The organism is Streptomyces sp. NPDC050504 (assembly GCF_044458065.1).
Classification (GTDB): domain Bacteria; phylum Actinomycetota; class Actinomycetes; order Streptomycetales; family Streptomycetaceae; genus Streptomyces.
Map to the genome: position 1 here is coordinate 191498 of NZ_JBITHO010000011.1, position 26558 is coordinate 218055.

The window sequence follows — 26558 nt, forward strand, 5'->3', positions numbered from 1 at the left end:
CTCCTCGACGGCCTTCTTCACCGCCTCGGCGTGCTTCGCCACCTCCTCGGGGCCGAGCTTGTGGCCGTCCGCCTTGAGCGCGGCCTCCAGCAAGTCGGTTACGGGGCCGAGGAGTCCGCCCACTTCACCGAGCGTCTGAGCCTGGCTCAGGAGTGCCTCCGCTCCGGGGGCGGGCGCTCTGAAGGCCGAGGAGGGGGGTCGGGACTGGGCGTGGGCGACAGCGGGGGCGGCTGCTCCGAGCGTCAGGGTGGCGCAGACCATTGCCGCCGCGACACGGCTGGATGCCTTGAAACGCATGGTTTTCCTTTTCTCCGCGAGTCGGGGGGACTAGGCATCACCGTGCGTTTCGGGTTGTGGGGGCGCAAAGGGAAAGAAGTTGGCCATACCAAGTAACCATTGCGCCATGTGGGTGCAAGTGCCCCACTGACCTGCGTAAACCGCCCGCGACGAGCGGGAGTTGCGGCTTTTTCGGCTGCCGCCGAACGAGTGATTCGCACGCGGGTACGAGCAAGGCCGGGGTGCTGACGCCGTTCAGGTCAGCACTCCGGCCCGGGACCGATCCTCGCGCCTGCGCGAGCGGGTTCAGCTCAAGGTCAGCTGTTGGCGCACTGGTTGCCGAAGGCCGGGTTCAGCACACCGATGACGTCGACGGTGTTGCCGCAGACGTTGACCGGGACGTGCACCGGGACCTGGCCCAGGTTGCCCGACAGCACGCCGGGGGACTGCGTGGCCGCACCCTGGGCGCCCGCGTCCGCCATGGCGACGCCGGAGGCACCGGCGAGGGAGGCGGCGACGGCACCGGTCAGGACGGCGGCCTTGGCAATACGAGACATGAGATCTCTCCAGGAGGATGGAAACGATGGAGAAGCCGACCGCGAAGGTCGGCTCTTGATGAGAACGCGGGACCCCGGAGCCGGTTGCGCTACCAAACGGGTGAACCGCGAACCGCGGCCCGCCGGGGCGGCCCGGCCGTCCGCGGGCGCCCGGCGCGGAGGCCCGTTCCCGCCCGGCCGCCGAGGCCCGCGAGGGGCGCCGCGCCGGTGCCCGGCGTCATCAGAAGCTTGACGATTCGCTTCTTCCAAGCAGGGCCCTTTCGGGTTTCGGGGCGCGGATCGTGCCCGAAACCAGGGGCCGGGCGTTAGGGATACGACAGATAGACCGGCCGGGCGGTAATCACACTGAGCGGAGGAATGTTGGGCTATAACGTTCTCTGGCATTCCCCGCGGACCCCCCGGACGTACACGCATTGGCTCGGCCTGTTTTCCACGCCGGGCTTCTTGAGCACGGGCTTTTCCCTTTTTCGCGGAATGAAATGAGGCAGAGTGCGCCCCCAGCGGCCCTCCGATGCGACGGATTACACCGTCCTGCATGTCGTCCAGCCCGGCGAGGGCGGCGTGGCGCGGGTGGTGCTGGACCAGGTGGCGGCGCAGACCGCCCTGGGTCTCACCGTGGTCCTCGCCTGTCCGGCGGGGACGCGGCTGGCCGAGGAAGCCGCCCGGCTGGACTGCGCGTTGGTGCCGTGGCCCGCGGTCCGCAGCCCGGCGCGCCGGTTGGTGCGCGAGGGCCGGTCGCTCGCCCGGATCGTCGCGTCGGTGCGGCCTGACGTGGTGCACGCGCACAGCGCGAAGGCGGGCCTGGTGGCCAGGGCGGTGCTGCGCGGCCGGGTGCCGACCGTCTTCCAGCCGCACGCCTGGTCGTTCGAGGCCGCCGACAGCCGGGTGTGCGCCCTGGCGCTGCGCTGGGAGCGGTGGGCCGCGCGCTGGACGCACCGGGTGGTGTGCGTCAGCGAGGCCGAGCGGCGCAGGGGCGAGCGGGCCGGGATCAGGGCTCCTTGGTCGGTGGTGCTCAACGGGGTCGACCTCGACCGGTTCGCGGTGGACACCGACGTACGGGGCGCGCGGCGGGAGTTGCCCGCGCTGGCGGCGCTGCCCGACGACGCGCTCACGGTGGTGTGCGTGGGGCGGCTGTGCCTCCAGAAGGGGCAGGACACCTTGCTCGACGCGTGGCCGCGGGTCGTGGAGCGGTTCCCCGGGGCCCACCTGGTGCTCGTCGGGGACGGTCCTGACGAGGCGGCGCTGCGCCGCGCGGCCCCCGCTTCGGTGACGTTCGCGGGCGCGGTCGACGACACGGCGCCCTGGTACCGCGCGGCCGACCTGGTGGTGCTCCCCTCCCGGTGGGAGGGGCTCGCGGTGGCCCCGTTGGAGGCCATGGCCACGGGCCGCGCGCTGGTGGTCACCGACGTGGACGGGGCCAGGGAGAGCCTGCCCCCTGAGCAGCACGCGCTGAGCCTGGTGCCACCGGACGACCCCCTCGCCCTGGCGAAGGCCGTGACGCGGCTGCTGGAGCGGGCCGATCTGCGTTCCGCACAGGGCGAGTCGGGCCGTCGTCACGTCGTCGGCCAGTTCGATGTGCGGCGCTCAGGCGCGGCCGTTGCAGAGGTCTACCGCGAGGTGACCTGCGGACCCCACACGGGCAGGGAGCTCGTTTCCCCGTGACTACAGACAGCTCGCGCATGCCGTCGCAGAGCACCTTCGTGCCCTCCGTGGCCCCGCAGCGGGCGCGCCGTACGTCCCGCAGGGTGCTCCCGGCCAGACCGCAGACGCCCGCCGCTTCCACGGCCGCGCCCCTCATCGCCGCGGACTGCACGGCGGTGCTCCTGGCCGGGACGGTGCTGGAGGAGGCCCAGCGCGGCGGCGCCCTGCTGTTGCAGCTGACGGTGCTCGCGGTGCTGCTCAACGTCCAGGCCCGGCTCTACCGGGACCGGGTCCTGCCCAGCGTCCTGGACGAACTGCCCGTGCTGGCCGGCCGGATCGCCGTGGTGTGGTGCGGGGCCGCCGCGCTGAGCGCGCGCGGGCCCCTCGCGGGCCGCGTGGACCTCGCGGACGTCGCGGGCACCGCCTCCGTACACCTGGCCGTGGTGTGTTCCCTGCGGTGGGTCATCTTCGCGCGGCGGCGGCGCAGACTGCGGGCGCGGCCCCGGTCGGCGCTGGTGCTGGGGACCGTCCCGGCCGCGCAGCGGGTGTGCGCGCTGCTCGGGCAGCACCCGGAGTACGGGCTGCGCCCGGTGGGGACCGTGGCCTGGGGCAAGGGGGCCGCTCAGCAGGCGGCCGAGGGCTCGGCGCTGCCCGTGCTGACGTCGGAGGCGGAGATGCTCCGCGCGATCATCCAGAACAGCGTGCGCGACGTGCTGTTCGCGCCCGCGGAGGGCGAGCAGGACCGTACGGGCATGATCGAGCTGCTGCACCGGTACGGCTGCACGGTGTGGCTGCTCGGCGCCCCGGTTCCCGGGCAGGGCACGGCGGTTCCCGGGCAGGGCACGGCGCCGCGGATGGGCGCGCACCTGTGGGGGTACGGGTTCCGGCGTCTCGAACCGCCGTCGGGCGACCGTCCCGGGCTGAAGGCCAAGCGGGCCCTGGACGCGGCCGCCGCCGGTCTGCTGCTGGTGTGCGTCCTGCCGCTGCTGCTGGTGTGCGCGGCGGCCGTGCGGCTCTCGGACGGCCCCGGGGTGCTCTTCCGGCAGGAGCGGGTGGGCCAGCACGGGCGGCTGTTCGTGCTGTTGAAGTTCCGTACGCTGCGCCCGGCCGACGACCGGGAGGCGAACACCAAGTGGAGCGTCGCCCACGACGCCCGGATGAGCCCGGTGGGGCGGTTCCTGCGGCGCTCCTCGCTGGACGAGCTGCCGCAGTTGTGGAACGTGGTGCGAGGTGACATGAGCCTGGTGGGGCCGCGGCCCGAGCGCCCGTACTTCGTGGCCCAGTTCAGCCGGGCCTACCCCGGGTACGCGGCGCGGCACCGGATGACGGTCGGGCTGACCGGGCTCGCGCAGGTGAACGGCCTGCGGGGCGACACCTCCATCGAGGAGCGGTGCCGCTTCGACAATCACTACATCGACCAGTGGTCGTTGTGGCAGGACATGTGCATCCTCCTGCGGACCGCGTTGTCCCTGATCCGCCCGACGGGCAGCTGATGGCGACGGCGAGCGGCGTCGTCCACCACTCCCCCGCAGGCCGGTACGGTCCGTGGCCGTCCCGGCTGCGGGCCGTGGCGCCGTTGGCGCCCCTGCTGGCCCTGATCGCGCTGCTGATGGCGCCGGTGGCCGACGGCGCCTCGGGCGGTGCGACGCTCGCGGACGCCGCGTCGGGCGTCGTCGTCGTGCACTGCGCGCTGCGGCTGCTGCGGCGGCGCAGCCGGCCCCTCTCCCCCACCGCGGCCCTGGTGCTGGGCCTGCCGGTGCTGGGCATCTGCCTGGCCTGCGTCACGTCGGCCGACCCCTGGGCGAGCCTGCCGGGCGTCGGGCGCTACCTCCAGGTCTTCGTGCTGGTGCCGACGGCTGTACTGCTGCTGGTGCGCACCCGGCGGGACTTCGCGGTGGTGGCGTGGGCGCTGGTCGCCCTCGCGCTGGGACAGGGCGCGATCGGGGTCGGGCAGTTCCTGACCGGTACGGGCGCCTCGTACATGGGCTCGGAAGTCCGCGCGGTGGGGACCTTCGGCGCGTCCGACGTGATGGGGATGTCGACCGTCGTGTCGTACGGCCTCGTGGTCGCCGTCGGCCTGGCGCTGGGACTCGGCCGCGACGACGGCGCGGCCTCCCGCAGGGCCGCGCTGGTCTGCGCGGTGCTGCTGGTGGTGCCGCTGGTGCTGTCGTTCAGCCGGGGCGCGTGGATCGCGACGGTCGTGGCGTGCGCGCTCCAGCTGCTGCTGTCGGGCGGGCGCAGGGCGGTGCGGGTGCTGGCGACGGTCGCGGCGCTCGGGGTGGTGCTGGTGCTGGGCCTGGGGGTGGGCTCCTCGATGGTCAAGGAGCGGGCGGCGAGCATCTCGCAGGTCTCGGGCGCGCCCGACCAGTCGGTGACGGACCGGTACACGATGTGGGCCGCGGCCGTACGGATGTGGGGCGACGATCCGGTGACCGGGGTGGGGCTCAAGGGCTTCCCCCAGTACCGCGACAGCAACGCCTCGTTGGCGCTGTCGGCGGGCAGCGACACCGCGGGGGCCGGGCAGGCGTTCAAGAAGCAGCCGCTGCTGTCGCCGCACAACATGTACCTGCTGGTCCTCGGCGAGCAGGGCCTCGTGGGGCTCACGGCCCTGGCGGGCAGTTGGGCCGCGCTGCTCGTGCTGGCGCTGCGGCGGCTGCCGGGCGCGGTGCGCACGGGCCGGGACGCGCACTGCGCGCTGGTCGCGCTGGGGCTGCTGGTCTGGCAGCTGGTGGACTTCGCGTACGCGGACATCGGCGGTCCCTCGACGGTGCTGACGTCCGTGGTGCTGGGGCTCGCGGCCGCCTGGGCGCTGCGCGGGCGGGCCGGGGAGCCGGGGGCGCTCCGTGGGTGACGGGCAGTCACCGGCCGCCCGCACGGGGCGGGTTCCGGTCCGCAGCCGGGTTCCGGAGCAGGCGTCCCCGGGCGGTGCGGCGTCGGCCGCGCAGGGCGGGCGGCGGCCCGGGTGGCTGGCGCGCGCGGCCCTGCTGACGGCGGTGCTGACCGCGGCGGGGGCGCTGCTGGGGCTCGTACGGGACCAGACGCTGGCGCACGTGTTCGGGGCGGGCGGCGAGACCGACGCGTTCCTGGTGGCGTGGACGGTGCCGGAGTTCGCCTCCACGCTGCTCATCGAGGAGGCGATGGCGCTGCTGCTGGTCCCGGCGTTCAGCCGGGCGCTGGCACGCCGGGACGTCTTCGGCGCGGCGGACGGGGATCCGGTGCGGCGGCTGCTGCGGGGCACGCTGCCGCAGCTGGCGCTGGTCACGGGGGCGGTGGCGGCGCTCGTGGTGTGGGCGGCGCCCGTGCTGGTGCGGGTGCTGGCGCCGGGGCTGCCGCAGCCGCAGCTGGCGACGGACTGCACGCGGCTCACGGCGACCTGTGTGTTCACCTTCGCGCTGACGGGGTACTTCAGCGCCGCGCTGCGGGCCCACGGCCGGTACCTTCCGCCTGCGCTGATCTACGTGGCGTACAACGTGGGCATCATCTCCACCCTGTTGCTGGCCGGCGGCAGCGGCGGGGTGCGGATGGCGGCGGCCGGGGTGGCGATCGGCGGGCTGCTGATGGCGGCGGTCCAGGCGCCCGCGCTGTGGCGCGTGCTGCGCAGGCCGCCGCAGGCCGCCGAGCCCCCATCGGCGGGGGCCGCGCGGCCCTCGGATCCTGGCGCGGGGCCGGTGTTCGCGGTGGCGCTGGTGGCGCCCGTGGTGGTCTTCGCGGTGTTCCGGCAGTCGCAGGTCCTGGTCGAGCGGTTCCTGGCGTCGCCGCTGCCGGAGGGCGCGATCTCGCACCTGAACTACGCGCAGAAGGTCGCGCAGCTGCCGATGGTCCTGTCGCTGATGCTGTGCACGGTCAGCTTCCCCGTGGTGGCGCGGGCGCTGGCCGCGGGGCAGCCGGGCCTCGCACAGCGCCGGATGGAGCGCGACCTCGTGGCGGCCGCCGCGATCGTGCTGGTGGGGACGGCCGTGGTGATCGCGGCGGCCCCGCAGATCATCGGCCTGCTGTTCCAGCGCGGCGCGTTCGACGCGCGGGACACGGCCGCGACGGCGGCCATCATGCGGGTGTACGCGCTGGGGCTGCTGGGCCAGACGCTGGTCGGGGCGCTCACCCGCTGCTACTTCTCGGCGGCCAGACCGCTGTGGTACCCGGCGGTGGCGATGCTCGCGGGCATCGCGGTGAACGTCGTCTGCGGGGTCGTCACCGCGGGCTGGTGGGGCGCCGCGGGCATCGCGGCGGCCAACGCGCTGGGCATCAGCACGACGGCGGTGCTGCTGCTGTGCGGCGTGCGCCGCCACGGCATACCGCTGGCGACCGGCGACATCTGCCGCAGCCTGGCCAGGCTGGCCGTCGCCGCGGTGGCCGCCACCGCGGCGGGCACGCTCGCCGCGGGCGTGCCGGACGGTTCCCCGGCCGCCATCGCCCTGGCCGCCGTCGCCGCCGCCGCGGCCTTCCTGACGGTCGCCTCGCTGGTCGGGGCCACCGAGGTTGTCTCTCTGCTCGCTTCCGTTTCCCGAAGGCTTGCCCATGTCGCACGCAGCCCGTTCCTTGGCCAGAGCCGTACGTCAGGTGCCCCGGACCCCGATGTGGATCGGGATGTACCACTCGATCGACGACCCCACCCATGACCCGTACCGGGTGACCGTCTCGCCCGACCGCTTCGAGCAGCAGCTGCTGTGGCTGCGGCGGCGCGGGCTGCGCGGGGTGAGCATGCGCGAGCTGCTGCGCGCGCACGCCCGCGGCCGGGCGGCCGGTCTGGTCGGGCTGACCTTCGACGACGGCTACCGCGACTTCCTGGCGCACGCGGTGCCGCTGCTGCGCCGCTACGGCTGCACGGGCACCGTCTTCGTGCTGCCTGGGCTGCTCGGCAAGGACAACTCCTGGGACGCGAAGGGGCCGCGCAAGGCGCTGCTGACCGTCGACGAGGTGCGGCAGGCGGCGGACGCCGGGATGGAGATCGCCTCGCACGGCCTGCACCACGTGTCGCTGCCGACCTCGGACGGGGCGACGCTGCGGGCGGAGACGGTCGACAGCAGGGTGGCGCTGCGCCGGATGATCGGGGTGCCGGTGGACGGGTTCTGCTATCCGTACGGGCACCTGGACGCGCGCGCGGTGAAGGCGGTGCGCGACGCCGGTTACTCGTACGCCTGCGCGGTGGACCCCAAGGGCCTGTCCAGCGTGTTCGCGCTGCCGCGCGCCCACATCGACCAGCGGGACAACAGGTTCCGGCTGTTCGCCAAGCACAAGTTGCACCGGGTGCGCAGAACCGCGCCGACGGATCTGAAGCGGCAAGGGCGGGGGGCGGTTCAGCCATGAGGGTGCTGCACGTGATCACGGGGCTGGGGATCGGCGGCGCCGAGCAGCAGTTGCGGCTGCTGGCCTCGCGGATGCCGACGCAGACGCGGGTGCTGGCGCTGACCAACCCCGGCAAGGTGGCGGACGGGCTGCGCGCCGACGGAGTGCCGGTGGCCCACCTGGGGATGGAGGGCAACCGCGACCTGTCCGTGCTGCCCCGGCTCGTACGGCTGATCAGGCGCGGGCGCTACGACGTGGTGCACACCCACCTGTACCGGGCGTGCGTCTACGGGCGGCTCGCCGCGCGGCTGGCCGGGGTGCCGGCCGTCGTCGCCACCGAGCACTCGCTGGGCGGCAGCCAGATCGAGGGCAGGCCGCTCAGCGCGGGGACGCGGGGGCTGTACCTGGCCAGTGAGCGGCTCGGGCAGTGCACGGTGGCCGTCTCCCCCTCTGTGGCGCGGCGCCTGGAGGACTGGGGCGTGGACGGGGCGCGGATCAGGGTGGTGCCCAACGGCATCGACGCGGGGCGCTTCGCCTTCGACCCGGAGCAGCGGGCGGCGGCGCGGCGGCGGCTGGGGATCGCGCCGGACGCGTTCGTGGTGGGCGGGGTGGGGCGCCTGGCGGCGGGCAAGCGGTTCGACCTGCTGGTGCGGGCGGTGGCGCGGGTGCCCGACGCGCACCTGGTGCTGGTGGGCGAGGGCGACGAGCGCGTACGGCTGCTGCGGGCGGCGCAGAAGCACGGGGTGCGCCGCCGGGTCGTCCTGACGGGTGCCTGCGCGGACCCGCCGGAGCCGGGCGCGCCCGCGGGCAGCGGCCTGCCCGCGCTGCTCGCCGCGATGGACGTGTTCGTGTCGACCTCCCCCGACGAGGCGTTCGGGCTCGCGGTCGTCGAGGCGCTGGCCGCGGGGCTGCCCGTGCTGTACGCGGCGTGCCCGGCGATCGCCGACCTGCCGCGCGACGCGGTGCCCGCCGCGCGGCCCATCAGCGGTGACCCCGATGAACTCGCCTCCTTGTTGCGGAAGTTCGCGGCCGAGCGGCCCGCCCGCAGGCCGGTGGCCGACGGGGTGCTGCGCTACGACATCGCCCACAGCACCCGGCAGTTGATGTCGCTGTACGAGGACGTCCTCCAGCGGACCGTCTCTTCTTCGAAGTGAGGTATGGATGAACCAGGAATCCGGACCGACGCAGCACCGGAGGACCGGCGGCGCCGCGCGGGCGTGGTCGCGGCGCGCGGTGTGGCTGCTGCCCGGGGCGATCGCGCTGGGGTCCTTGTCCGGGCTCGTGTACGGGGTGGTGAAGGCGCCGCAGTACGCGGCGACGAGCTACGTCGTGGTGGTGCCCGCCGAGAAGGGGGACGCGTCGGCCGCGCTGGGCTTCGCGCAGGCGTACGGGCGGGTCGCGATGGACGTGGCGGTGACGGGCGACGCGGCGGTCGCGGCGCGGGTGCCGGTGGCGACGCTGCGCGCCGGAGTCCAGGCGGCGACGTCGCCCGACGCCCCGATGATCTCGTTCACGGCCCGCTCGGAGGACCCGGGCCGCGCGGTGGAGATGGCCGACGCGGTGGCGCGCGCGGTGGTCACCAACAGCTCGCTGACCCAGGGCAGTACGGGCGTGAAGGTGCTCAACTTCTCCCGAGCCACGAAGCCCACCGAGCCGGTGTCGCCGTCCGTCGCGGTGTCGGTGCTGGTCGGCGGCTGCGCGGGCGGGCTGCTGGGCGGGCTCGGGCTGCTGGTGCGGCCCCGCCGCGAGCCCGACGAGCCGTACGCGGCGGTGCCGGGGCCCGCACAGGCGGGTGCCGTACAGGCAGGTGCCGTACAGGCCCAGTCGGCCCCGGCGCAGACCGCGCCCGCGCAGGCCCCCGTGCGGAAGGCGTCCTCGCAGAAGGAGCCCGTGTGAGCGCGCCCGTGACGGCGGGCACGTCGGCGGACGAAGCGACGGGCGCGGCGACGGGCGCGGCGCTGTCGCCGTGCACGGTGACGGTGTGCCGGGACGGCGCGGAGTTCGGGGCGCTCGCCGAGGAGTGGCAGCGGCTGTGCCGCGCCTCGCCGACGGCGACTCCGTTCCAGCACCACGCCTGGCTGTACTCGTGGTGGCGGTCGTACGGAACGGCCGGGCGGCTGCGGTTGGTGCTGGTGCGGCACGAGGGGCGGCTGGTGGGGGCCGCGCCGCTGCACCGGACGGGCAGCATGGTGCTGGCACCGCTCGGCGGCGGCATCACGGACTTCTGCGACGTGCTGCTCGACGAGGAGTGCGCGGGCGCGGCCGAGGCCCTGGCGGCGGGACTCGCCCGGCTCGCCGGATCCGCCGTGGTCGACTTCCGCGAGGTGCGGCCCGGCGCGGCGCTGGAGCGCGTACGGGAGGTGTGGCGCGGACCTTCGCGGGTGCTGCCCGACTCGGTCTGCCTCGAACTGCCAGCCGTACCGATGGAACGGCTGGTGGAGCGGCTGCCCTCGTCCCGGGCCCAGCGCACCCGCGCCAAGCTGCGCAAGCTGGACGCCGCGGGCGTCGTCCACCGCGACGTGGGCGCGGCCGAGGTGCCGCAGGCCCTGGACCGGCTGCTGGAACTGCACAGGCGCCAGTGGCAGGGGCGCGGCGTGACGGCGGAGCACCTGAGCGCGCGGTTCGCGGACCACCTGCGGCGCGCGGTGGCGCCGATGGTCGCGGGGGGCGACGCGCGGGTGACGGAGTTCAGCCTCGACGGTCGGGTGGTGGCCGCCGATCTGACGCTGGTGTCGCCCCGACTGTCGGGCGGCTACCTGTACGGGGCCGATCCGGTGCTGCGCTCGATGAAGCTGGACGTGGCGACGATGCTGCTGCGGCACGGGGCGCGGGAGGCGGGCGCCGGGGGCAGCGCCACGCTGAGCATGCTGCGCGGCACGGAACCGTACAAGGACCACTGGTGCCCCGAGACGGTGGGCAACCGGCGGATCCTGCTGGCCGGGCGGCGCACGGCGCCGCTGCTGGCCCTGCTGGTGGCGCGGGCCCGCGGCCGCGCCTGGGCCGCGGACACCGCCCGGGACTGGGCGTGGGTGCGCGGACTGCGCGGGGGCGGCCGCACCGGCTGAGGGCCGGCGCGGCCGCCTCCGACGGGCGGGTCAGCGGGTCAGCGCCACTTGTCCCACCAGTCGAAGCGCAGGCACAGCTTGCCGCCCATCCAGTACTCGACCCAGGAGCCGAGCTCCAGCGGTACGCAGTTCGGCGGCCTGTTGGGCTGCACGGGCGGCTTCGTGGGCTCGACCGGCGGCTTCGTCGGCTCGGGCTCCTTGGAGAGCATCGCGCGGAACACCTTGGACGACTCGGGGTTCTCGTCGCACTGCCAGACGCCGTGCGGACAGTAGTCGGAGATGGTCTGGTAGAGCGGCTTGTGCTCCTCGATCCACTTCAGCATGCCCCGCATGTACTCGGGGTTGTCGCCCTGCCGGAACAGGCCCCACTCGGGGAACGAGATGGGCTTGTCGTGCGCGGCGGCGAAGTCGACGTGGTGCTGGAGCCCGTACGGCTCGCTGATCTGCTCCTCGAAGCTGCGGTCGGGCGGCTGGTCGTAGGAGTCCATGCCCAGGATGTCCACGACGTCGTCGCCCGGGTAGCACTCCGTCCACGGGATGGCGTCGCGGCCCCTGCTGGGGGTGAAGTCGAACTTGAACTTCTGGCCGGGGACCGCGCGCATGGCGGTGACGATCCGCTTCCAGTACGTCTTCCACGCCTCGGGGTCGGGCGCGCAGCGGTGCGTGTAGGTGGTGCCGTTCATCTCCCAGCCGAGGACGACGACGGTGTCGGGCACCCCGAGGTCGACCAGGCGCTGCGCGAGGGCCCTGAAGTGGTGGTCGTAGTCGCCCGCGGCGCCGTCGCGCAGCCACCGCCGCACGAGGAAGTCGGGGACGCCGTCCTCGTTGCGTTCGAGCATGGGGACGTTGAGGACGAACATCCGCTCGGGGTCGGCCTTGCGCCAGGCCGCCCAGTCCTCCAGGAAGCCGGGCGTGCCCTCGATGTTCGTCCAGAGGTCCCCGGGCAGGTAGGTGTGTCCGACCTTGAGTTCCGCGCCGCCGAGCCACTTCTCCAGCTCGGCCATGCGCTTGACGCCCCGGGGGCCGTAGTCGAGGTAGGCGCCGTTGGCCGTGTCCGGCCCTTCGCCCGGCTCCTCCCCCACGGAGGTCTCCTTGCCGACGGAGAGGCCGTTCACGTCGGCCGTGGCGGACTCCCGCACCACCGGGCCCGGCGGGGAGGGGTCGCCGAGCCCCGCGGCGACGGACGGCTGGGGGAGGACGAAGCCGGAAACCAGCAGGCTCGCCGCTGCCGTCCCCAGCCACGCGCGCCTAGGTCTTTGCTTCCGCTCGGCCATGACCGCTCCTTCGCGAGATGCCTTCTTCGACAGGGGACACCTCTTGAAAGTATTCCTACGGGGCCGACGGACCACCCGCTCAGTAATTCTGATGGACCGTTAGTGATTTTCATCCCTCGAATGGCCGTACTTTCAGCACGATTCGTACGCACGGGAATTGGCGCCCGAACAACGGAACGGCCCCCGAAGCGGTGTGCTTCGGGGGCCGTCCCGTGTATCCCTGACGGTTCCCGGCTCTCAGCGGTGAGCGGAACCCGCGTTCCTGACCGAGGGTCAGCTGTTCGAGCAGGTGTTGCCGAACGCCGGGTTGAGGAGCGCGATGACGTTGACGCTGTTGCCGCAGACGTTCACCGGCACGTGGACCGGGACCTGCACGAGGTTGCCCGACAGGACGCCCGGCGAACCCTGGGCGACACCCTCGGCGCCGGCGTCGGCCATCGCCGGGGCGGCGGCACCGAGAGCCATGACGAGTCCGGCGACGACGACGGCAGCCTTCTTGCACTTCATTGCACACGATCCGATCTGCAGGAGAGACGACTCACGGATTTCGTGGCTGGCTCCCGCTGCGTCATGACAAACGACGCAGCGAACTCGGAGAAACCATCACGGGGCGAATGGGTGCCTTATTCACCCGAATGCCGTTAGGGCCGTCGAGGCCAAATGGACTACGATCTCGTGCGCGCCACTGAATTTTTCAGGATGGGGATTCAATGCACTCGGACACTCTGCTCTGGCGTCCGCCGGGCCGAATGTGGGAAGTCCACACCGCCCCCTCGTCCAGCTCCGTCCACGATTCCGTCGAGGTGCACTGCGCACTGACGGGCTGTGAAATCGAGACCCCCATTCCGTGCGGCACCCCCAAGGAGTGGGCCGGCGCCCATCTGCTGGCCCACGCGCGCGCGGCCGGCGCCCCGAGCGCCGGGGCCTTCTGCCGGTGCCGCGCCCAGAGCTGCCGCCACCACGAGCTGAGCCTGCTCTGCCACGGCCCCGTACAACTGGCGCTCCTCTCCACGCCCGACGGCTGGGAGGCCATCGAGGCGTGCTCCGCCTGCGTCGCGGCCAACGAGGGCGCCGAGGCCATCGCGAGCTCCCGCCCCCGGACGGGTCGGGCGGGCCCGACCGGCCCGGTGCGCGATCCGGCGGCCGAAAGCGGCAACGCCGGCTCCGCCGACACCGCTCCGCGCATTCTCACCCGCCGTCAGGGCGTTTTCGCCCGGCGGGTTTTCTTCCAACTCGCCGACATTTTTCCCGACGTCTCGCCCGATGCCCGACTCTTCGCGCTTTTCCTGGTGCTTCGCATGGCCCGCACCGGCGTCACCGCCTTCTGCGCTGGCGATCTGAACGCATTGCGCCTGGAAAATCCGCGATCCGCCCTGACGGAGTGTCTGAGTTCCGGCTGGGCCGCCTTTTCCGTGGCCGAAATGCTGACCGCTCCCCCGGCCGATCCCGCGGTCGTCCGAGTGAGCCGTCCGGCGGAATTGCGCGGCGAGTTCCCGCTGGAGGAGAAGGACCGGGCGCGGATCTCGGGGTGGGCCACGAAGGGGAAGTCGTTCCGGGGGCTGCGGCCCGAGAACGCCTCGGTGCGGCTGGCCGCGCTCTGTCTGGCCGCCCACGCGGAGCCGGGGGGCGGTTTCCGCATCGGGGAGCGGGAGATGGCGCGGGCCTGCGCGGTCGAGGTGCGGGAACTGCCCGCGGTGTGCGAGGGGTTGCTCGCGAGCGGCTGGGCCGCCGAGCTGCGGACCCGCGGCGAGCGGTGGGAGGGGCGGCTGGGGCGGTACGCGCTGTACTTCGTACCGGGTGATCGACGTACCGGATGATCGCGTACCCGGTGATCGACGTACCCGGTGATCGACGAGCTACGGCCGGCGGGGTCCAGCCACCAGGATCCCGCCGGCCGTTTCCCGCGCCGTCAGTGTTCGGAGGAGGAACACCGGCGCGAGAGCCAAGAGGTACGACTAGCCGTTCTGCACACCGTTGCCGGTGAGGACCGGGATGTCGTTGACCAGGTGCGAGAGCGGCTCGTCGCCCTTGGCCTGGGTCGAGTTCTCGGTGCACTGCTGGTTCTGCGGGGCGGACAGGATCGGGATGTCCTGGACCGCGACCGGCACGAGGCCGACGATCGAACCGGCGTTGACCTTCGCGGGCAGGCCGATGCACGCCTTGTTGAGCGAGCCCTGGACCGCACCCAGCTGGGGGCTCTGGTTGCCGGTGATCGTGGTGTTGCCGTACTCCGTGACGGCGCCGTTGCCACTCAGGGAGGTGGTGCCGCCGTCGTCGGTGATCGCCAGCGCCTGCGGCGCGGCGGCCATCGCCAGCCCGAGGACCGAAACGGAGGTGGCGGCGACCCTCATGGTCTTCTTCACAGTTCATTCCCTTTCTCGGCCGATCACGCGACGCGACCGGTGCGCCCTGTCAACGCCGCCGCATTCCCCGCGTTGCGCCCAACCACTCGATCGGTAGCCGACTCCACCCGTACGGCTCACGCCGTCGCATCGGTTCACGGGGGTTGAGCCATTGAGGTGAGCGTGCGAAACCTCTGCCGCACCACCCCGTTGGTCAGCGAGCTCCCGGGAAGAGCCAGAATCGATGAAGAGGGAAGAGAAAATGAACAAGACCATGAAGGCCGCCGCCACCTCGGTTTCGGTGCTCGGGCTCGCCATGGCGGCCGCGCCCCAGGCGATGGCGATCGCCGACGACGGCGGCACCACGTCCCTGAGCGGCAACGGCGCCGTCCAGGAGTTCGGCAACACCACCATCACCGGTGACATGAGCCCCCAGATGGGCCTCGTCCAGGGCTCCCTGAACAAGCCCTGCGTGGGTCTGCCGGCCAAGCTGAACGCCGGTTCCATCGTCGGCGTCGTGCCGGTCGCGGTCCAGGACATCCCGATCCTGTCGGCCCCGCAGAACCAGCAGTGCGTCGAGAACTCGACCCAGGCCAAGGGCGACGAGCCGCTGTCGCACATCCTCAACGACATCCCGGTGCTCTCCGGCAACGGCGTGGCCAACCACTGATCCGAGCCGCCCCGGGTGGGTGGCTCCTTCCCTGTCCTGTGGTCACCCACCCGACGTCTCCGCCGTGCGAACGGCACCGGAAGTCCCCGCCGGATTCCTTTATTGCTACAACCGATTGATACAAACGGGCTGATTGCAGCGCGCCGCCTCGTCCCGGCGCCGATCGGCCCGTTTCGCCGCCTTATGGTTCACGCGTTCTCATTCCGTGGATCTGGTGGTGCGTCGTGGTATTGCGCAGTTCGGCGAGTGAAACCGCTCCGACGGGCGGGACCCGTTTCCGAAGGCGGTCGGGAACCGTCCTGCTGGGCGCGCTCGCGCTGGGGCTGGCCGTCGGCGCGGTCCCGGCCGGCGGCCTCAGCGGCCTGCCCACCCCCAAGGACGGCCTGAACCTCCTGGTCGTGGGCACGGACGGGCGCGACACGATCACCCGGCAGGAGAAGCAGCGGTACCGGCTCGGCGGCGTCGCCTGCAACTGCACCGACGTCATGATGCTCGTGCACGTCGCCGCGCGCGGGGACCGGGTCAGCGTGGTCGGCCTCCCCAGGGACTCCTACGCCCGGCTGCCCGAGCACCGCGACGAGCGCACCGGGGAGCTCCACCCCGAGCACGCCTCGAAGATCAACGGCGCGTACGCGGAGGGCGGCTCCGACCTCTCCGCGCGGACGGTGGAGCTGATGACCGGCCTGCGCGTCGACCGGGTCCTCCAGGTCGACTTCCGCCGGTTCATGGACAGCGTGAACAGCATCGGCGGCGTCCCCGTCTGCACCGCGAAGCCCCTCAAGGACTCGGTGACCGCGCTGAACCTGGCCAAGGGCGCGCACCGCCTCAGCGGCGGGCGCGCCCTGCAGTACGTCCGCTCGCGCCACGTCGACGCCTCGGCCGACCTCGGCCGCATCAAGCGCCAGCAGCGCTTCGTCCTGGCCCTGGGGCAGGAGCTGCGCGACCGGCTCGGCAAGAAGGGCGTCAGCTCGTTCGCCTCGGTCCTGGTGCCGAAGAAGTCGGCGGGCCGTGCCCTGGCCTCGGGGGAGATCGTGGACCTCGCCTACCGGCTGCGCGGACTCACCCCGTCCGAGGTCGAGTTCGCGATCGTGCCGATCAGCGGGTTCAACGACAACCGGGACGGCACCGGGTCGACCCTGCAGTGGGACGAGGAGGCGGCGGCCCGGATCTTCGCCGAGCTGGGCCGGGACCGTCCGCTGCCGAAGAAGACGGAGCCCCAGCACCCCGGGCACCCGATTCTCGATTCGTACAAACCCGTGTCCGGTTCTTCGCTCGACTGCCGTTGATCACAAGCCGGTATTACGTCCGACTAAAAGACGAACGCCAAGGGATGTGCAACCCATCTGGATGGGTTGACGAAACTTTCTCCCGCCGCGGGAGTTGGTCAACACGGCTCCACTCGCGGGGCTCGGCTCCGGATCACGGTGTCGATATCGAAAGGGATTCACACAATGAAGAAGCTGCTGGCCACCACGGCCATGGCCGCGTCCATCGTGGGCGCCTCGGCGATCGCCGCCCCCCAGGCCCTCGCCATCGGTGACGACGGCGGCACCACGTCCCTGAGCGGCAACGGCGCCGTGCAGTCCTACGGCAACTCGACCACCAACGGCAACATGAGCCCCCAGATGGCGCTCATCCAGGGCTCCTTCAACAAGCCCTGCATCGGCCTGCCGGCCAAGGCCAACCTGGGTTCGCTCGTCGGCGTCGTGCCGGTCTCCGTCCAGGACATCCCCGTCCTGTCGGCCCCGCAGAACCAGCAGTGCGTCGAGAACTCGACCCAGGCCAAGGGCGACGAGCCGCTGTCGCACATCCTGGAGGACATCCCGGTCCTGTCCGGGAACGGCGCCGGCAACCACTGACAGCCGTACGCCTGGCACCGGCTCACGCTCGCCCCTGCGGGCCTGCGCTTCCCGGCCCGTGCGGTGGCCGACACCGAACCCGTGAACTGTTCGGTGAACGGGTGAACCTCCCACTCCCTCGGCCGCCGCGCACGGTCCAATGAATTCGTGAGCCGGTTCCGGAGCCGCTCTCTTGGCCAGCCGTCAGCGCTCAGCGCTGTGAGAGACACCGCTCCCGGCACGGTGGCGCCCGACGGGGTGTTCGTGAAACCGATTGGTTTTACGAACACCCCGTTTTTCGTTGCGCCGGGAGTTCCCCGCCGAAATCCTCTGGCCGTCCGGAGCGTGGTGCGCTCCGGACGGCGGCGCGGAACGGCTACGGGGAGGGGAGCCTCACTCGGGCCTCACTCAGGCCTCACTCGGGCCTCACCGCGTGTCTCGCGGCGACCGCGAGCGCCACGAGCACCGCGGCGGCGGCCAGCGTGCGGAGCACCCGCTCGTCGCTTCCCCGCAGGGCCAGGGGAAGTTCCGGCCAGCCGCGTACAGAACCGTTCCTTCTCGCCTCTCGTACGGCGTTGGCCAGCTCTGCGAGCCCTTCCGACCTGCGCAGGTCGGCGCACCGGGGGCAGGGGTCGGGGCCGAGCGCGGGAGGATCCTGCCAGTACAGCTCAGGCCGCAGGATGTGCGGCGACCGCGGGAGGTCCTCCTGGAAGTCCGTCATGCCAGGGAAACGACCGCGCGACCCGTGCGGGCATGTGGACGGCGCCCCGCACGCCCGAAGTTCACCCCAACGGTTGGCGGTCGCGGTGTGCGAGTGACATCCTCCGCGCGTCCTTGCCGACGGGCCCGTGTCCTCCCTGCTCAAGGGGCCGTTACTCGAAAGGCGCAGCCGTGTGCCGGGCGGTCGGCGAGCGGCGCGACGGGTCGAGTCAGGAGGTGTTCGTGCGCGACTTCGTGCCGGGCTCCGTAGTCAACTCCGTGCCGGGCTCAGTGCCGGGCTCCGTGCCGGACTTCACGCCAGGCTCCGTGCCGGACTTCACGCCGGACTTCACGCCCAGTCGGTGCGGCGCCGATGAGGGCAACCACCTGGGGACCGCCGTCGACGCCCTTCTGACCGCGTGCCGGCTGCTGTCGGTCGAGCACCAGAGGCTGCTGACGCGGGCCGCCGCAGCGCACCGCACGTCGCTGGCCGTCGGCAAGGCGGGGGCGCAGCTCGCCGCCGCCGTCGCGGAGCTCACCGCCGAGGCGCGTCGGCCGCCGGGCCCCGAAAGGCCGGGCGGGCCGCACTCAGGTGAGCCAGGTCAGCCGGGCGGGCCGGGTGAGCAGGGCGGGCCGGGCGGGCTGCACGCGGGGGCCGCGCTGCTCCGCGCGGCGGTCGGGCAGCTGGCCACGGCGTACAACCGCGCGGCGCCGCGCGGCGGGCAGCCCCGCGCCGCTGAGTCCGACCTCTACGTGCTCGGCGTCGCCAGCGTCCTGCGGACCGCGGCCCGTGCCCTGGCGGCGGAGCTGAGTCTGGCCGGGGCGGTCGACGGGGCGCGGGAGCTCGGCGGCCTGGACCGGCCGCTCGACCTCCTGAGGGACCGTTTCGCCCCGCCGGTCCCGGGCGGTCCGCGGCGGTAACCCGGACGGCCCAGACCGCGTTGAGCCCTGCGTGACCACGACGACCACGACGACCATACGGCTCATCCCTGTCAGCAGCGCTCCCCGCCGGGGAGACGAATCGGTTCTCCACGCCGAACGGGAGCCCATCTACACCCAGCTCGTGCAGCAGTGGGAAGCGGCGGGGCGGCTCGTGCCCGGCCGGTACGACGAGGAGTGGACCGCGCTCACCAACCGCGCCCCGTGGCCCGGCAGGTGACGGCGCCCCACGCGGTACGGGGCGGTGCGGGTCCGTACCGCTACGCCTGCCGCTGCCGACGCACCATCTCCGCAATCCAGACCGGCGCGTACGGGGACGTGCAGCCCCGGGGCGTCGGGTAGTCCTCGAACACTCCCAGGCGCTCGCCGATGCCGATCGCACGGGCGCGGTGCTCGGGGTGCTCGATCCCGATCCGGGCCAGGCAGTGGTTCATCGCCCACTGCAACCGGTCCGGGGCGTCCTTCATGCGCGCCTCGACGACGTCGAGCAGCCCCGCGAGGTCGAGTCCTTCGGGCTCCTTCGCGACGCGTTCGGTGGTCAGCGCCCAGCCCGCGCTCGCGACCACCGGGTCCGGGTCGGCGAGCCAGGCGACGCGCAGCTCATCGGCGTACGGGCTCTTCTTCACCACGTAGTTGACGAGCCAGTCGTGGACCTTGGGTGTACGCGCCCCGCGCAGCATGACGTCCAGCTCCTCGCGCGAGAACGCCTTCGGGCGGCAGATCAGGAGCGACAGCAGGCGCGCGGCCGTGTCGCCCGTCTCCCAGAGCACGCGCGCCAGGTCGGGCCGCGTCTTGAGCCGCTTCGCGAGGGCGCGCAGCGCGCCGAGGTTCACGCCGTGGTCGTCACCGTGCCCGGCGTTGACCGCGCGGGCCTTCGGGTCGTCGAGCTCGGCCAGCTCGGCCAGTACCTCGTCGACCGTGGGCACGGCCGGTTCGGCGCCCGCCTTCTCTTGCTTCTCCGGTTGCTTTGGTTGCTCCGGTTGCTTCGGTTGCTTCGGCTTCGGTTGCTTCGGTGCGGCCATGGCGGTCTCCTGTCCGTTGCGCGGGGAAATCGCAGCCTATGGCCGTGGCGGGCGCGGATCCGGCATCGCGGACGCGGGGCGCGTGGGGCACGATCGGCGCACTGATCGGGGAGAGACGGGGAGGGAGACGAAGTGAAGCGCATCGGCATCATCGGGGTGGGCGAGATCGGCAGGGCCGTCGTGGTGGGGCTGTGCGAGGGGGTCGAGGAGGCGCCTGAGGTGTTCCTCTCGCCCCGGGGGGCGCGTACGGCAGCCGAGTTGGCCGCGCGTTACGCGAGCGTACGGGTGTGCGCCGACAACCAGGAGGTGGCGGACCGCTCCGACCTGGTGTTCGTCGCCGTACGGAGGCAGGACCGGCACGAGGCGCTGGCGGGCGTGCGGGTGGGCGACGACAAGGTGGTCGTCAACGTGATGGCCGGGGTCGGCAACGACGAGCTGCGCGGGACGCTGGACACCGGTGCCGCGCTGGTACGGGCCATCCCGCTGCCCGCCGTACGCGAGCGCCGCTCCGTCACGGTGACCTTCCCCTCCCACCCCGAGGTGGACGCCCTCTTCGAGCGGACGGGCGGGGCGCTGCCCGTCGCGGACGAGGCCGCGTTCAACGTGCTGTCCGCGCTGACGGGCACGTTGACCACGCACTACGCGTACCTCACCGCGCTCACCTCGTGGGCCGCGGACCAGGGCATCGACGCCGGTGACGCCGACCGGTACGTACGGGGGCTCTTCCAGGGCGTCGGGCGCACCCTGGGCGACGGGACCCGCGCGCTGCACCAGCTCGCCGCCGACCACGAGACCCCGGGGGGCAGCAACGAGCGCATCCGGACGACCTGGTTCGACGCGGACAACTCCGCGGCGCTGGGCAAGGCGCTCGACGGGCTCCTCGACGATCTGAACGGGTAGCGGGTAGCGGGGAGGGGGAGCGGGGGAGGAAGCGGTACGTGGAATTCGGTCGCTTCTCCCCCGGTGGTCCGTTACCTTCCGCCGGGGCGCACCGGGCGTCCCGGCGAGGGGAGCACGGCATGGGCACCGGAGGCGTACGGACCGATCGGCTGGGTCTGTTGCTCGACCAGTTCGACATGGCCAGGGAGATGGCTCAGGTTCGGCTGACCGGGCTCGGCGACGAGGAGTACCTGTGGGAGCCCGCGCCCGGTTCCTGGTCGATCCGGCGGCGGGGCGACGCGGTGACGCCCCGGGCGTACGGGCCCGGTGAGTGGGTGATCGACAAGGGCGCACCCGACATCCCGGCGAACGAGTACGCCGAGGTCGCGCGGCAGGCCGCGAGCGGCATGACGGTCGAGAAGATCGCCGAGGACTGGAGCGTGGGCGTCGAGCGGGTCGAGCAGGTGCTCGCCCACACCGGGGAGCCCGAGCCCGACGAAACCCCGATCACCACCATCGCGTGGCGCCTCGGGCACCTGCACTCCACCTTCGCGGGACGGTGGGAGTGGACCTTCGGCGGGCGGCGGCAGGACCCGTACCAACTCGTCGACTTCACGCCCTCCGCCGGTCTGGCGCTGGAGCGCTTCTGGGCGACGCTGGACCTCTGGCGCGAGAGCGTCGCGAGCGTCACGGACGAGCAGTTGGACACGGTCGGCTTCTCGCAGTACCCGTACGGCTCGGACCCCGACGACCCGTTCGTCGCCGTGCTGTGGGGCGACAACATCGAACTCATCCACCACATGGCGGAGATCGCGCTGCTGCGCGACTTGTGGCGGGTGCGGGGCTGAGAGCCTGCGGGTGCGGGTGCGGGTGCGGGTGCGGGTGCGGGTGCGGAGCTGAGTACTGAGTGCGGCGGCTGCGGCTGCGGCCTGGCGGGCGCTCAGAGCTGGGCCAGGCAGCAGCCCACCGCGATCACGGACGCGAGCAGCGTTACGACGCCCAGGACCAGCGTGGTGCTCGGGCTGGTCATCCGGCGGACGGCCGGTACGTACGCGGTGGCGGCCGCCGATGCCCCCACCGCCGCAACGGTCAGCGCCCAGCCCCACAGGAGCCGGTCCGTCGCGTTCCCCGACTCCACGAACAGCAGCGCGAGCAGCCCGACGCAGGCCGTGAAGAGGCCCAACAGCCCCAGGGCGAGCGACCACACCACGAACGACAGCAGCACGGTGCCCGTGCGGCGCGGGGGCGGCGCGGGCCGCCACGGGCCGTAGAGGGTCGCGTACGTACGGGGGTTCATGAGCGGCTGCCTTCCTTCCGTCGGTCGCCCGTGCGGGGCGGGGCCCTGCGGGGCAGGGGGCCGTGCGGGGCGGGGGGCCGCGCGGTCGTCCTTCCCGGGCGGCCGTTCCGGGTTCCTCCGATCCTCGCCCCGGGGGCGGCGCGGGGCGTGGGGGCGCGTACTCATCTCCGTACCGAGGCGTACTCAGCCGCCCTCCGAGTGGTACTCGCGGCGGGCGTGGCAGCATGACCGGACCCCGCTCGACCCGCCACCACCAGGGAGCGTCCGCCGTGCCGACCGACCTCGACCGTCAGGTCCCCTATTGGGACGCCGCCACCACGAAGACGTTCACGCATCCGCTCCACCTGCCGTGGCTCGACGCGGTCGACAGGCGCGCGGCCGTCCTCGACTACGGGTGCGGGTACGGGCGCACCATGGGCGAGCTCCAGCGGCTCGGCTTCGACGACCTGACCGGCGTCGACGTCTCGCCCGGGATGGTCGAGCGGGCGCGGGGGCTGCACCCCGGTCTGCGCTTCGAGGCCCTGGACGCGCCGCCCCGCTCGCCGTACCCGGACGCCTCCTTCGACGCCGTCCTGCTGTTCGCGGTGCTGACCTGCGTGCCCGGGGACGCGGCGCAGCGGCTCCTGGTCGCCGAGCTGGAGCGGGTGTTGCGTCCGGGCGGGCTGCTGTACGTGAGCGACCTGCTGTTGCAGGAGGACGCGCGCAACCGCGAGCGGTACCGCAGCCACGCCGAGCACTACGGCGAATCCGGCAGCAGCTACGGGGTGTTCGAGACGGGGGACGGCGCGGTGTGCCGGCACCACGCGCGGGAGTGGCTGGCCGCGCTGCTCGCGGGGTTCGAGACCGTCGACACGCGTACGGTCGCGGTGGCGACGATGAACGGGAACGGGAACGGTTCGACGGGGATCCAGATAATCGCGCGCAAGCCGGCGGTGGGGTGAGGGGGATCCTCGGGGCCGGGGATCCTCGGGGCCGGGGTGCCTCGGCGCGGGGGCGGCGCACCGTGGACCGGGGCGGTACGCCCCGGCCCGGGAACGGTGTGCATCGGCCCGGAACCGGTGTGCCCCGGCCCGGGACCGGTGCGCCTCGGCCCGGGGCCCGCGCTCGATGGCCTGGGGGCCTGCGCACCGTGGCCGGAGGGGCGGCGCACCCGGCTCAGAGCACGCGCACCGTGGCCGGAGGGGCGGCATGCCCGGCCCGGGGACCGGCGCACCACGGCCCGAGGTCGGCACGCCCTGCTCAGGACCGGCAGGCCTCGGCGATCGAGAGGCTGTTCTCGTAGAGGTGGTGGCGGACGATGCGACCGTCCTCGACGGTGAGGCGCAGCGCGAACGGCCCCTCGAACGACTTGCCGGTCGCGCGTACGGTCCCCGAGAGGTGACCCATCAGAACCGCGTCGTGACCGTCCACGAGAAAGGTGTCCAGGGACACCCGGGCGTCCTCGGGCACGGTGTGCGCCCCCAACTCGTCGGCCTGCGCCGCGCACTCGGCGGCGGTGGTACGGGGCCGGATCCAGGGAACGCCGGGGTTCTCGGCGAGCAGCCAGTCGACCTCGTCGGAGAAGAGCGCGGCAAGCCCTGCGGTGTCACCAGCGATGCGCAGGTCAAGGAACTTCTGAACGGTGGCGCGGGTGACGTCGGCGGTGGTGGGGGTGATGGACTTCGTGGCGGCGGGGGTGGCGGGGGTGGCGTTCATGGAGCCCAGCCTGTCAGGGGGCCGGGGGCGGGTCGATTACCCGCGAGGTAATGCGCCGGGTACGTACGGGACCGCCGTCGGCCCGGCCCGGCGGCACGCCTGTCCGCCGGTGCCCACGGCCGCCGGTGCCCACGGCCGTCGGTGCCCACGGCCGTCGGTGCCCACGGCCGTCGGCCAACGCCTACCACGGACGGCTCCCTTCGACTCCCATGAGGCAGCGTCCTCGCCGTGGCCGCTATTTGGGAATTCGCGAACCGACCGGACTTCAATCAAGTAGCGTGTAATTCCTATGAAGATGGGAAAAGCGCATGAGCAAGGTCACCCCGCAGCAGTACCGTGAGGCTGCCGAGAAGATGATCGCCAACTATCGAGCGGCGGGGGCGATCAAGGCAAAGCAGCCCAAGTATCGGTCGGTTCTGATCGGGCACGGATGGTGCGCCGAGGTACATCGCCTGGCCGAGTCCGCACTTCTTCTCGTCGATCGTGGATATGCCCATGAAGCGCTGATTCTGCTCCGGACTATGTTCGAGACCACCATCAGCCTTCATTGGCTCTCTCAGAAGGGCGACGCCGGCGCACTCGGTGTACTGGCCGAGGGCGACCGGGCGAACCGAGCCGCTCTGACGGACCTGGAGAAGGCCTTCCGACTGCCGCAGGACCTCACCGACGCGATCAAGAAGGTGGCGGTCGAGAAGACCGACGAGAGTGAGATCTTCCGTAAGTTTCAGGCGCAGTGTGACGCGATCGATCCTAAGCGGGAGTTGTACTCGGTCTACCGCCACCTTTGTGGCTACGCACACCCGAGTACATCCGGTGCCTTTGCCTTCATTGAGCCGACGACCGAGCCGCCTAGCCTCCGCTCAGAGCCGAGGGTGGGTACTTCGGTGGTGGAGGCGACTGTCGCTATGTGCCTCGTTTGGGCGGGGCACGCATTCGACGAAATGGTCAGCGGGAAGCCGCGCAAGCAGTTCCTGCGCTCGGTGGCCAAGAAAGTGGGGCTACACCCGATGCTACCGCCAGTCAGCTAGTACTCCAGAAGGGCTAAACACCTGTCGGGGTAGTGAGCTTATTCCCATAGTGGGTTCGAGGGTGATGTGCCAGGTCAGTGCTCAAGGTGTCAGGAATTATCCGTTTCCCTGAAAGCCTGAGATCCGCCCTCTCCTGTCATGCGACCTGCCACAACGGCGCCGTACCCCGCTCCGGACGGTCACTAACAAGGAGTTGGCGAAGTTCGTCGAGCTGTGAGCCGTCGAGGGGCAGGGTTTCCGCGATGCGGCGGAGCGTTGTGTGGGTGGCTCCGCGCGCCCGTGCCTCGGCCGCGAACCGGTCGTACCGGGACAGGATCAGGGCCGGGTCCAGCTCTGTGGGTTGGGGGTGCTTGCGTCGTAGCGCCTTGTCGCGCTCGTAGTCGATTTCTGAGAAGCCGCAGATCTTGCGGCTGTATGCCTCGGCCTCGTCCAGGGTGGAGGTCGGCATGATGGCGCGCGCCAGGGCGTTGTGGTTCAACGCGCGTTCCAGGTCGACTTCGTGGAGCGTGGGGCCTTCGTCGGTGAGGGGTACGGGCAGGCCGGTGTCGCGTACCTCGCAGGTGCCGCGTGTTCCTCGCGCTGTCGCGGCGAGCATGGCGGTGACCTCTGAGGGGTGCCACTCCAGAATGCTGTCGATCGTTTTCACGTCCTGGGGTGTGAAGGTGTGGACGAGGCTGCCGAAGAGGGGGCGCAGGTCGGCGGGAGGGATTTCGCCGTCCAATCCCGGTCCCGCGATCAGGAGTCGGACCGGAGCGTCGAGCCGACCGCAGGCGGCAAGAGTGAGGGCGTCGGCGAGCGGGCTCTTGAGGGTGGGCTCGTCACCTCGGGCGAGGATGTCGCCGCCGACGTCGAGCAGGTCGATCGATACCGGTGCCAAACAGGAGACCAACTCTTCGAGCTGGCGGGTGATGCCCTCGGCGCCCCGGTACGGATCCAGCAGCGCCAGTGTGTGCGGAAGTTCTGCCGCGAGCCGAGGGAGGGTGGAGCCCGCCGGGGAGACCGGCCGGGTCTTGGCGGTCACCGCGCCAACGGACTGGGTGATGCGTTCGAGTCCTGTGAAGGCGTCGGCTCCTCGTGGTCCCGGGAGCGGGTCGATCAGCAGTCGGTCCCAGGAGTAGGTGAGGATCACGGCCTGGTGTTCGTCGTCGTAGAGAGCGGTGTAAAGCAGGGCGGCGGCGACCGCGTCGCCCCCGCCTCCCGCTGCCACGATCAACCGCGTCATGCGCTCAGGCTACGGGCCTGGGGATTGGCCGCTCACCCTATAGTGGCCAGTGGCCCTAGCCACTTGATCGAGGAGGGGACATGCCGCAGATCGAAGAGGCCCAGCCGAAGTATCTTCAGATCGCTCACTACATTCGTGACCAGATCCTCCGGGGCGACCTGCGGCCCGGTGACGAGGTGCCCTCGGAACGGCAGCTCGCCGCGGACTGGAACGTGTCCCGGCCCACGGCGGCGCGGTCGTTGGAGGCGCTGAGCCGTCAGGGCCTGGTCGAGAAGCGCCAAGGTTCGGGGACGTACGTGCGCGGCCTGGAAGTGAACCGACGTGCACGCGAGTTGTACGGGCGTGCCCGGCAGACCGGGAAGATCTACGCGCCCGGCGAGTATGCGGTGATCACCTCGGCCGGGTGGCTGGAGGCGCCGGATCACGTCGCCGAGGCCCTCGGGCTCGTGAAGGACCGTCGGGCCGTGCACCGTCGGCGGGTGACGAACAACCAGGACGGCCCGATCAACCTGTCCGTTTCCTGGTTCGCGGCAGACGTCGGGCAGCGTGCGCCCAGGCTCCTGAGCTCCGACCGGATTCAGGAGGGCACGCTCATGTACGTCGAGCGGATGACGGGTCGTCAAGGCAGCTATGCCGAGGACCGCGTGTGCGCCCGGACAGCCACGGACGAGGAGGCGGCCGACCTGCGATTGACGCCGGAATCCGCGGTCCTCGTCGTCCACCACGTCGTCTTCGACCTTCAGGACCGGCCGCTGGAGTTCGCGGAAGCCACCTACCCGCCTCACCGTTGGGCGTTCGAGCAGGGCTATCCGCTGACCTGACCACTGCCCC

28 protein-coding genes are annotated in these 26558 nt (G+C 72.2%); 19 read left to right on the forward strand and 9 right to left on the reverse strand.

Annotation, left to right across the window (positions count from 1 at the left end; all coding sequences use genetic code 11):
• Positions 1-593: 593 nt before the first annotated feature.
• Entirely contained in the window at positions 594-833 is a 240-nt protein-coding gene (locus ACIBNE_RS34225) for a chaplin (protein WP_399278644.1), read from the reverse strand.
• A 489-nt stretch (positions 834-1322) separates the two neighbouring features.
• On the opposite strand from ACIBNE_RS34225, the gene ACIBNE_RS34230 reads away from it, so the two are divergent.
• Genes ACIBNE_RS34230 through ACIBNE_RS34265 form a run of 8 tightly spaced genes read left to right on the forward strand, consistent with a single transcriptional unit; the run spans position 1323 to position 10822 of the window.
• Positions 1323-2495 (forward strand): glycosyltransferase, encoded by a 1173-nt coding sequence (locus ACIBNE_RS34230; RefSeq protein ID WP_399278646.1) that lies wholly within the window; start codon positions 1323-1325, stop codon positions 2493-2495.
• Complete coding sequence (locus tag ACIBNE_RS34235) at positions 2492-3967, forward strand: exopolysaccharide biosynthesis polyprenyl glycosylphosphotransferase (RefSeq protein ID WP_399278648.1); 1476 nt, start codon at positions 2492-2494, stop codon at positions 3965-3967. Before ACIBNE_RS34230 ends, ACIBNE_RS34235 begins: the two co-directional genes overlap by 4 nt.
• The gene (locus tag ACIBNE_RS34240) at positions 3967-5325 is read left to right on the forward strand and encodes an O-antigen ligase family protein (RefSeq protein ID WP_399278650.1); all 1359 of its coding nucleotides are present in this window, start codon (positions 3967-3969) and stop codon (positions 5323-5325) included. The genes ACIBNE_RS34235 and ACIBNE_RS34240 overlap by 1 nt, the downstream gene beginning before the upstream one ends.
• Positions 5318-7090: a lipid II flippase MurJ gene (locus ACIBNE_RS34245; protein WP_399278652.1), complete on the forward strand. Its 1773-nt coding sequence runs from the start codon at positions 5318-5320 to the stop codon at positions 7088-7090. Before ACIBNE_RS34240 ends, ACIBNE_RS34245 begins: the two co-directional genes overlap by 8 nt.
• Positions 7059-7778 carry a polysaccharide deacetylase family protein gene (locus tag ACIBNE_RS34250; protein WP_399278653.1) on the forward strand — a complete coding sequence of 240 codons (720 nt, stop codon included), beginning with the start codon at positions 7059-7061 and terminating at the stop codon, positions 7776-7778. The genes ACIBNE_RS34245 and ACIBNE_RS34250 overlap by 32 nt, the downstream gene beginning before the upstream one ends.
• Positions 7775-8911, forward strand: coding sequence for a glycosyltransferase (locus ACIBNE_RS34255; protein WP_399278656.1), 1137 nt, complete (start codon positions 7775-7777; stop codon positions 8909-8911). Before ACIBNE_RS34250 ends, ACIBNE_RS34255 begins: the two co-directional genes overlap by 4 nt.
• A 7-nt stretch (positions 8912-8918) precedes the next feature.
• Positions 8919-9653 carry a lipopolysaccharide biosynthesis protein gene (locus tag ACIBNE_RS34260; RefSeq protein WP_399278657.1) on the forward strand — a complete coding sequence of 245 codons (735 nt, stop codon included), beginning with the start codon at positions 8919-8921 and terminating at the stop codon, positions 9651-9653.
• On the forward strand, positions 9650-10822 hold the full coding sequence (locus ACIBNE_RS34265) for a GNAT family N-acetyltransferase (protein ID WP_399278659.1): 1173 nt from the start codon (positions 9650-9652) through the stop codon (positions 10820-10822). Before ACIBNE_RS34260 ends, ACIBNE_RS34265 begins: the two co-directional genes overlap by 4 nt.
• A 38-nt stretch (positions 10823-10860) precedes the next feature.
• Here the strand turns inward: ACIBNE_RS34265 and ACIBNE_RS34270 are convergent, their stop codons facing one another.
• Positions 10861-12096 (reverse strand): glycoside hydrolase family 26 protein, encoded by a 1236-nt coding sequence (locus ACIBNE_RS34270; RefSeq protein ID WP_399278661.1) that lies wholly within the window; start codon positions 12094-12096, stop codon positions 10861-10863.
• A gap of 273 nt (positions 12097-12369) precedes the next feature.
• Positions 12370-12603 (reverse strand): chaplin, encoded by a 234-nt coding sequence (locus ACIBNE_RS34275; RefSeq protein ID WP_399278663.1) that lies wholly within the window; start codon positions 12601-12603, stop codon positions 12370-12372.
• Between the two features lie 203 nt (positions 12604-12806).
• Between ACIBNE_RS34275 and ACIBNE_RS34280 the strand changes: the two genes are divergently transcribed.
• Positions 12807-13913: a hypothetical protein gene (locus ACIBNE_RS34280; RefSeq protein ID WP_399278665.1), complete on the forward strand. Its 1107-nt coding sequence runs from the start codon at positions 12807-12809 to the stop codon at positions 13911-13913.
• Positions 13914-14051: 138 nt separating this feature from the next.
• On the opposite strand, the gene ACIBNE_RS34285 is transcribed toward ACIBNE_RS34280, so the two are convergent.
• The gene (locus ACIBNE_RS34285; protein ID WP_399278929.1) at positions 14052-14447 is read right to left on the reverse strand and encodes a rodlin; all 396 of its coding nucleotides are present in this window, start codon (positions 14445-14447) and stop codon (positions 14052-14054) included.
• A 253-nt stretch (positions 14448-14700) separates the two neighbouring features.
• Here ACIBNE_RS34285 and ACIBNE_RS34290 point away from each other — a divergent pair, with 253 nt between their 5' ends.
• The 3 genes from ACIBNE_RS34290 to ACIBNE_RS34300 all read left to right on the forward strand — a co-directional run bounded on the left by ACIBNE_RS34290 (position 14701) and on the right by ACIBNE_RS34300 (position 16967).
• On the forward strand, positions 14701-15108 hold the full coding sequence (locus ACIBNE_RS34290) for a rodlin (protein WP_399278667.1): 408 nt from the start codon (positions 14701-14703) through the stop codon (positions 15106-15108).
• Positions 15109-15332: 224 nt separating this feature from the next.
• Positions 15333-16394 carry an LCP family protein gene (locus ACIBNE_RS34295; protein ID WP_399278669.1) on the forward strand — a complete coding sequence of 354 codons (1062 nt, stop codon included), beginning with the start codon at positions 15333-15335 and terminating at the stop codon, positions 16392-16394.
• A gap of 165 nt (positions 16395-16559) precedes the next feature.
• Positions 16560-16967 carry a rodlin gene (locus tag ACIBNE_RS34300; RefSeq protein ID WP_399278671.1) on the forward strand — a complete coding sequence of 136 codons (408 nt, stop codon included), beginning with the start codon at positions 16560-16562 and terminating at the stop codon, positions 16965-16967.
• A 394-nt stretch (positions 16968-17361) separates the two neighbouring features.
• On the opposite strand, the gene ACIBNE_RS34305 is transcribed toward ACIBNE_RS34300, so the two are convergent.
• Entirely contained in the window at positions 17362-17667 is a 306-nt protein-coding gene (locus ACIBNE_RS34305) for a hypothetical protein (RefSeq protein WP_399278673.1), read from the reverse strand.
• 221 nt (positions 17668-17888) lie between these two features.
• Here ACIBNE_RS34305 and ACIBNE_RS34310 point away from each other — a divergent pair, with 221 nt between their 5' ends.
• Positions 17889-18566: a hypothetical protein gene (locus tag ACIBNE_RS34310; protein ID WP_399278675.1), complete on the forward strand. Its 678-nt coding sequence runs from the start codon at positions 17889-17891 to the stop codon at positions 18564-18566.
• Between the two features lie 31 nt (positions 18567-18597).
• Positions 18598-18804: a hypothetical protein gene (locus ACIBNE_RS34315; RefSeq protein WP_399278677.1), complete on the forward strand. Its 207-nt coding sequence runs from the start codon at positions 18598-18600 to the stop codon at positions 18802-18804.
• Positions 18805-18844: 40 nt separating this feature from the next.
• Here the strand turns inward: ACIBNE_RS34315 and ACIBNE_RS34320 are convergent, their stop codons facing one another.
• Positions 18845-19606 (reverse strand): DNA alkylation repair protein, encoded by a 762-nt coding sequence (locus ACIBNE_RS34320; RefSeq protein ID WP_399278679.1) that lies wholly within the window; start codon positions 19604-19606, stop codon positions 18845-18847.
• 132 nt (positions 19607-19738) lie between these two features.
• On the opposite strand from ACIBNE_RS34320, the gene ACIBNE_RS34325 reads away from it, so the two are divergent.
• Positions 19739-20506 carry an NAD(P)-binding domain-containing protein gene (locus tag ACIBNE_RS34325; RefSeq protein ID WP_399278681.1) on the forward strand — a complete coding sequence of 256 codons (768 nt, stop codon included), beginning with the start codon at positions 19739-19741 and terminating at the stop codon, positions 20504-20506.
• A 119-nt stretch (positions 20507-20625) separates the two neighbouring features.
• Positions 20626-21333, forward strand: coding sequence for a DinB family protein (locus ACIBNE_RS34330; protein ID WP_399278683.1), 708 nt, complete (start codon positions 20626-20628; stop codon positions 21331-21333).
• Between the two features lie 92 nt (positions 21334-21425).
• On the opposite strand, the gene ACIBNE_RS34335 is transcribed toward ACIBNE_RS34330, so the two are convergent.
• On the reverse strand, positions 21426-21782 hold the full coding sequence (locus ACIBNE_RS34335) for a hypothetical protein (RefSeq protein ID WP_399278686.1): 357 nt from the start codon (positions 21780-21782) through the stop codon (positions 21426-21428).
• Positions 21783-22006: 224 nt separating this feature from the next.
• On the opposite strand from ACIBNE_RS34335, the gene ACIBNE_RS34340 reads away from it, so the two are divergent.
• Positions 22007-22723 (forward strand): class I SAM-dependent methyltransferase, encoded by a 717-nt coding sequence (locus ACIBNE_RS34340; protein ID WP_399278689.1) that lies wholly within the window; start codon positions 22007-22009, stop codon positions 22721-22723.
• A gap of 298 nt (positions 22724-23021) precedes the next feature.
• Here the strand turns inward: ACIBNE_RS34340 and ACIBNE_RS34345 are convergent, their stop codons facing one another.
• A complete protein-coding gene (locus ACIBNE_RS34345; protein WP_399278691.1) occupies positions 23022-23477 on the reverse strand; it encodes a nuclear transport factor 2 family protein in 456 nt (151 codons plus the stop codon).
• Positions 23478-23785: 308 nt separating this feature from the next.
• Between ACIBNE_RS34345 and ACIBNE_RS34350 the strand changes: the two genes are divergently transcribed.
• Positions 23786-24505: a DUF5677 domain-containing protein gene (locus ACIBNE_RS34350; RefSeq protein WP_399278693.1), complete on the forward strand. Its 720-nt coding sequence runs from the start codon at positions 23786-23788 to the stop codon at positions 24503-24505.
• 136 nt (positions 24506-24641) lie between these two features.
• On the opposite strand, the gene ACIBNE_RS34355 is transcribed toward ACIBNE_RS34350, so the two are convergent.
• A complete protein-coding gene (locus ACIBNE_RS34355; RefSeq protein ID WP_399278695.1) occupies positions 24642-25727 on the reverse strand; it encodes a DUF1152 domain-containing protein in 1086 nt (361 codons plus the stop codon).
• A gap of 80 nt (positions 25728-25807) precedes the next feature.
• Between ACIBNE_RS34355 and ACIBNE_RS34360 the strand changes: the two genes are divergently transcribed.
• Complete coding sequence (locus tag ACIBNE_RS34360; RefSeq protein WP_399278697.1) at positions 25808-26548, forward strand: GntR family transcriptional regulator; 741 nt, start codon at positions 25808-25810, stop codon at positions 26546-26548.
• Positions 26549-26558 lie beyond the last annotated feature (10 nt).

What these genes read in the sequence shown, in the direction of transcription:
- ACIBNE_RS34225 (WP_399278644.1), bottom strand. Translation starts at nt 833, where the DNA reads ATGTCTCGTATTGCCAAGGCCGCCGTCCTGACCGGTGCCGTCGCCGCC.
- ACIBNE_RS34240 (WP_399278650.1), top strand. Translation starts at nt 3,967, where the DNA reads ATGGCGACGGCGAGCGGCGTCGTCCACCACTCCCCCGCAGGCCGGTAC.
- ACIBNE_RS34250 (WP_399278653.1), top strand. Translation starts at nt 7,059, where the DNA reads ATGTACCACTCGATCGACGACCCCACCCATGACCCGTACCGGGTGACC.
- ACIBNE_RS34255 (WP_399278656.1), top strand. Translation starts at nt 7,775, where the DNA reads ATGAGGGTGCTGCACGTGATCACGGGGCTGGGGATCGGCGGCGCCGAG.
- ACIBNE_RS34260 (WP_399278657.1), top strand. Translation starts at nt 8,919, where the DNA reads ATGAACCAGGAATCCGGACCGACGCAGCACCGGAGGACCGGCGGCGCC.
- ACIBNE_RS34270 (WP_399278661.1), bottom strand. Translation starts at nt 12,096, where the DNA reads ATGGCCGAGCGGAAGCAAAGACCTAGGCGCGCGTGGCTGGGGACGGCA.
- ACIBNE_RS34275 (WP_399278663.1), bottom strand. Translation starts at nt 12,603, where the DNA reads ATGAAGTGCAAGAAGGCTGCCGTCGTCGTCGCCGGACTCGTCATGGCT.
- ACIBNE_RS34280 (WP_399278665.1), top strand. Translation starts at nt 12,807, where the DNA reads ATGCACTCGGACACTCTGCTCTGGCGTCCGCCGGGCCGAATGTGGGAA.
- ACIBNE_RS34285 (WP_399278929.1), bottom strand. Translation starts at nt 14,447, where the DNA reads ATGAGGGTCGCCGCCACCTCCGTTTCGGTCCTCGGGCTGGCGATGGCC.
- ACIBNE_RS34290 (WP_399278667.1), top strand. Translation starts at nt 14,701, where the DNA reads ATGAACAAGACCATGAAGGCCGCCGCCACCTCGGTTTCGGTGCTCGGG.
- ACIBNE_RS34300 (WP_399278671.1), top strand. Translation starts at nt 16,560, where the DNA reads ATGAAGAAGCTGCTGGCCACCACGGCCATGGCCGCGTCCATCGTGGGC.
- ACIBNE_RS34305 (WP_399278673.1), bottom strand. Translation starts at nt 17,667, where the DNA reads ATGACGGACTTCCAGGAGGACCTCCCGCGGTCGCCGCACATCCTGCGG.
- ACIBNE_RS34320 (WP_399278679.1), bottom strand. Translation starts at nt 19,606, where the DNA reads ATGGCCGCACCGAAGCAACCGAAGCCGAAGCAACCGAAGCAACCGGAG.
- ACIBNE_RS34330 (WP_399278683.1), top strand. Translation starts at nt 20,626, where the DNA reads ATGGGCACCGGAGGCGTACGGACCGATCGGCTGGGTCTGTTGCTCGAC.
- ACIBNE_RS34335 (WP_399278686.1), bottom strand. Translation starts at nt 21,782, where the DNA reads ATGAACCCCCGTACGTACGCGACCCTCTACGGCCCGTGGCGGCCCGCG.
- ACIBNE_RS34340 (WP_399278689.1), top strand. Translation starts at nt 22,007, where the DNA reads ATGACCGGACCCCGCTCGACCCGCCACCACCAGGGAGCGTCCGCCGTG.
- ACIBNE_RS34345 (WP_399278691.1), bottom strand. Translation starts at nt 23,477, where the DNA reads ATGAACGCCACCCCCGCCACCCCCGCCGCCACGAAGTCCATCACCCCC.
- ACIBNE_RS34350 (WP_399278693.1), top strand. Translation starts at nt 23,786, where the DNA reads ATGAGCAAGGTCACCCCGCAGCAGTACCGTGAGGCTGCCGAGAAGATG.
- ACIBNE_RS34355 (WP_399278695.1), bottom strand. Translation starts at nt 25,727, where the DNA reads ATGACGCGGTTGATCGTGGCAGCGGGAGGCGGGGGCGACGCGGTCGCC.
- ACIBNE_RS34360 (WP_399278697.1), top strand. Translation starts at nt 25,808, where the DNA reads ATGCCGCAGATCGAAGAGGCCCAGCCGAAGTATCTTCAGATCGCTCAC.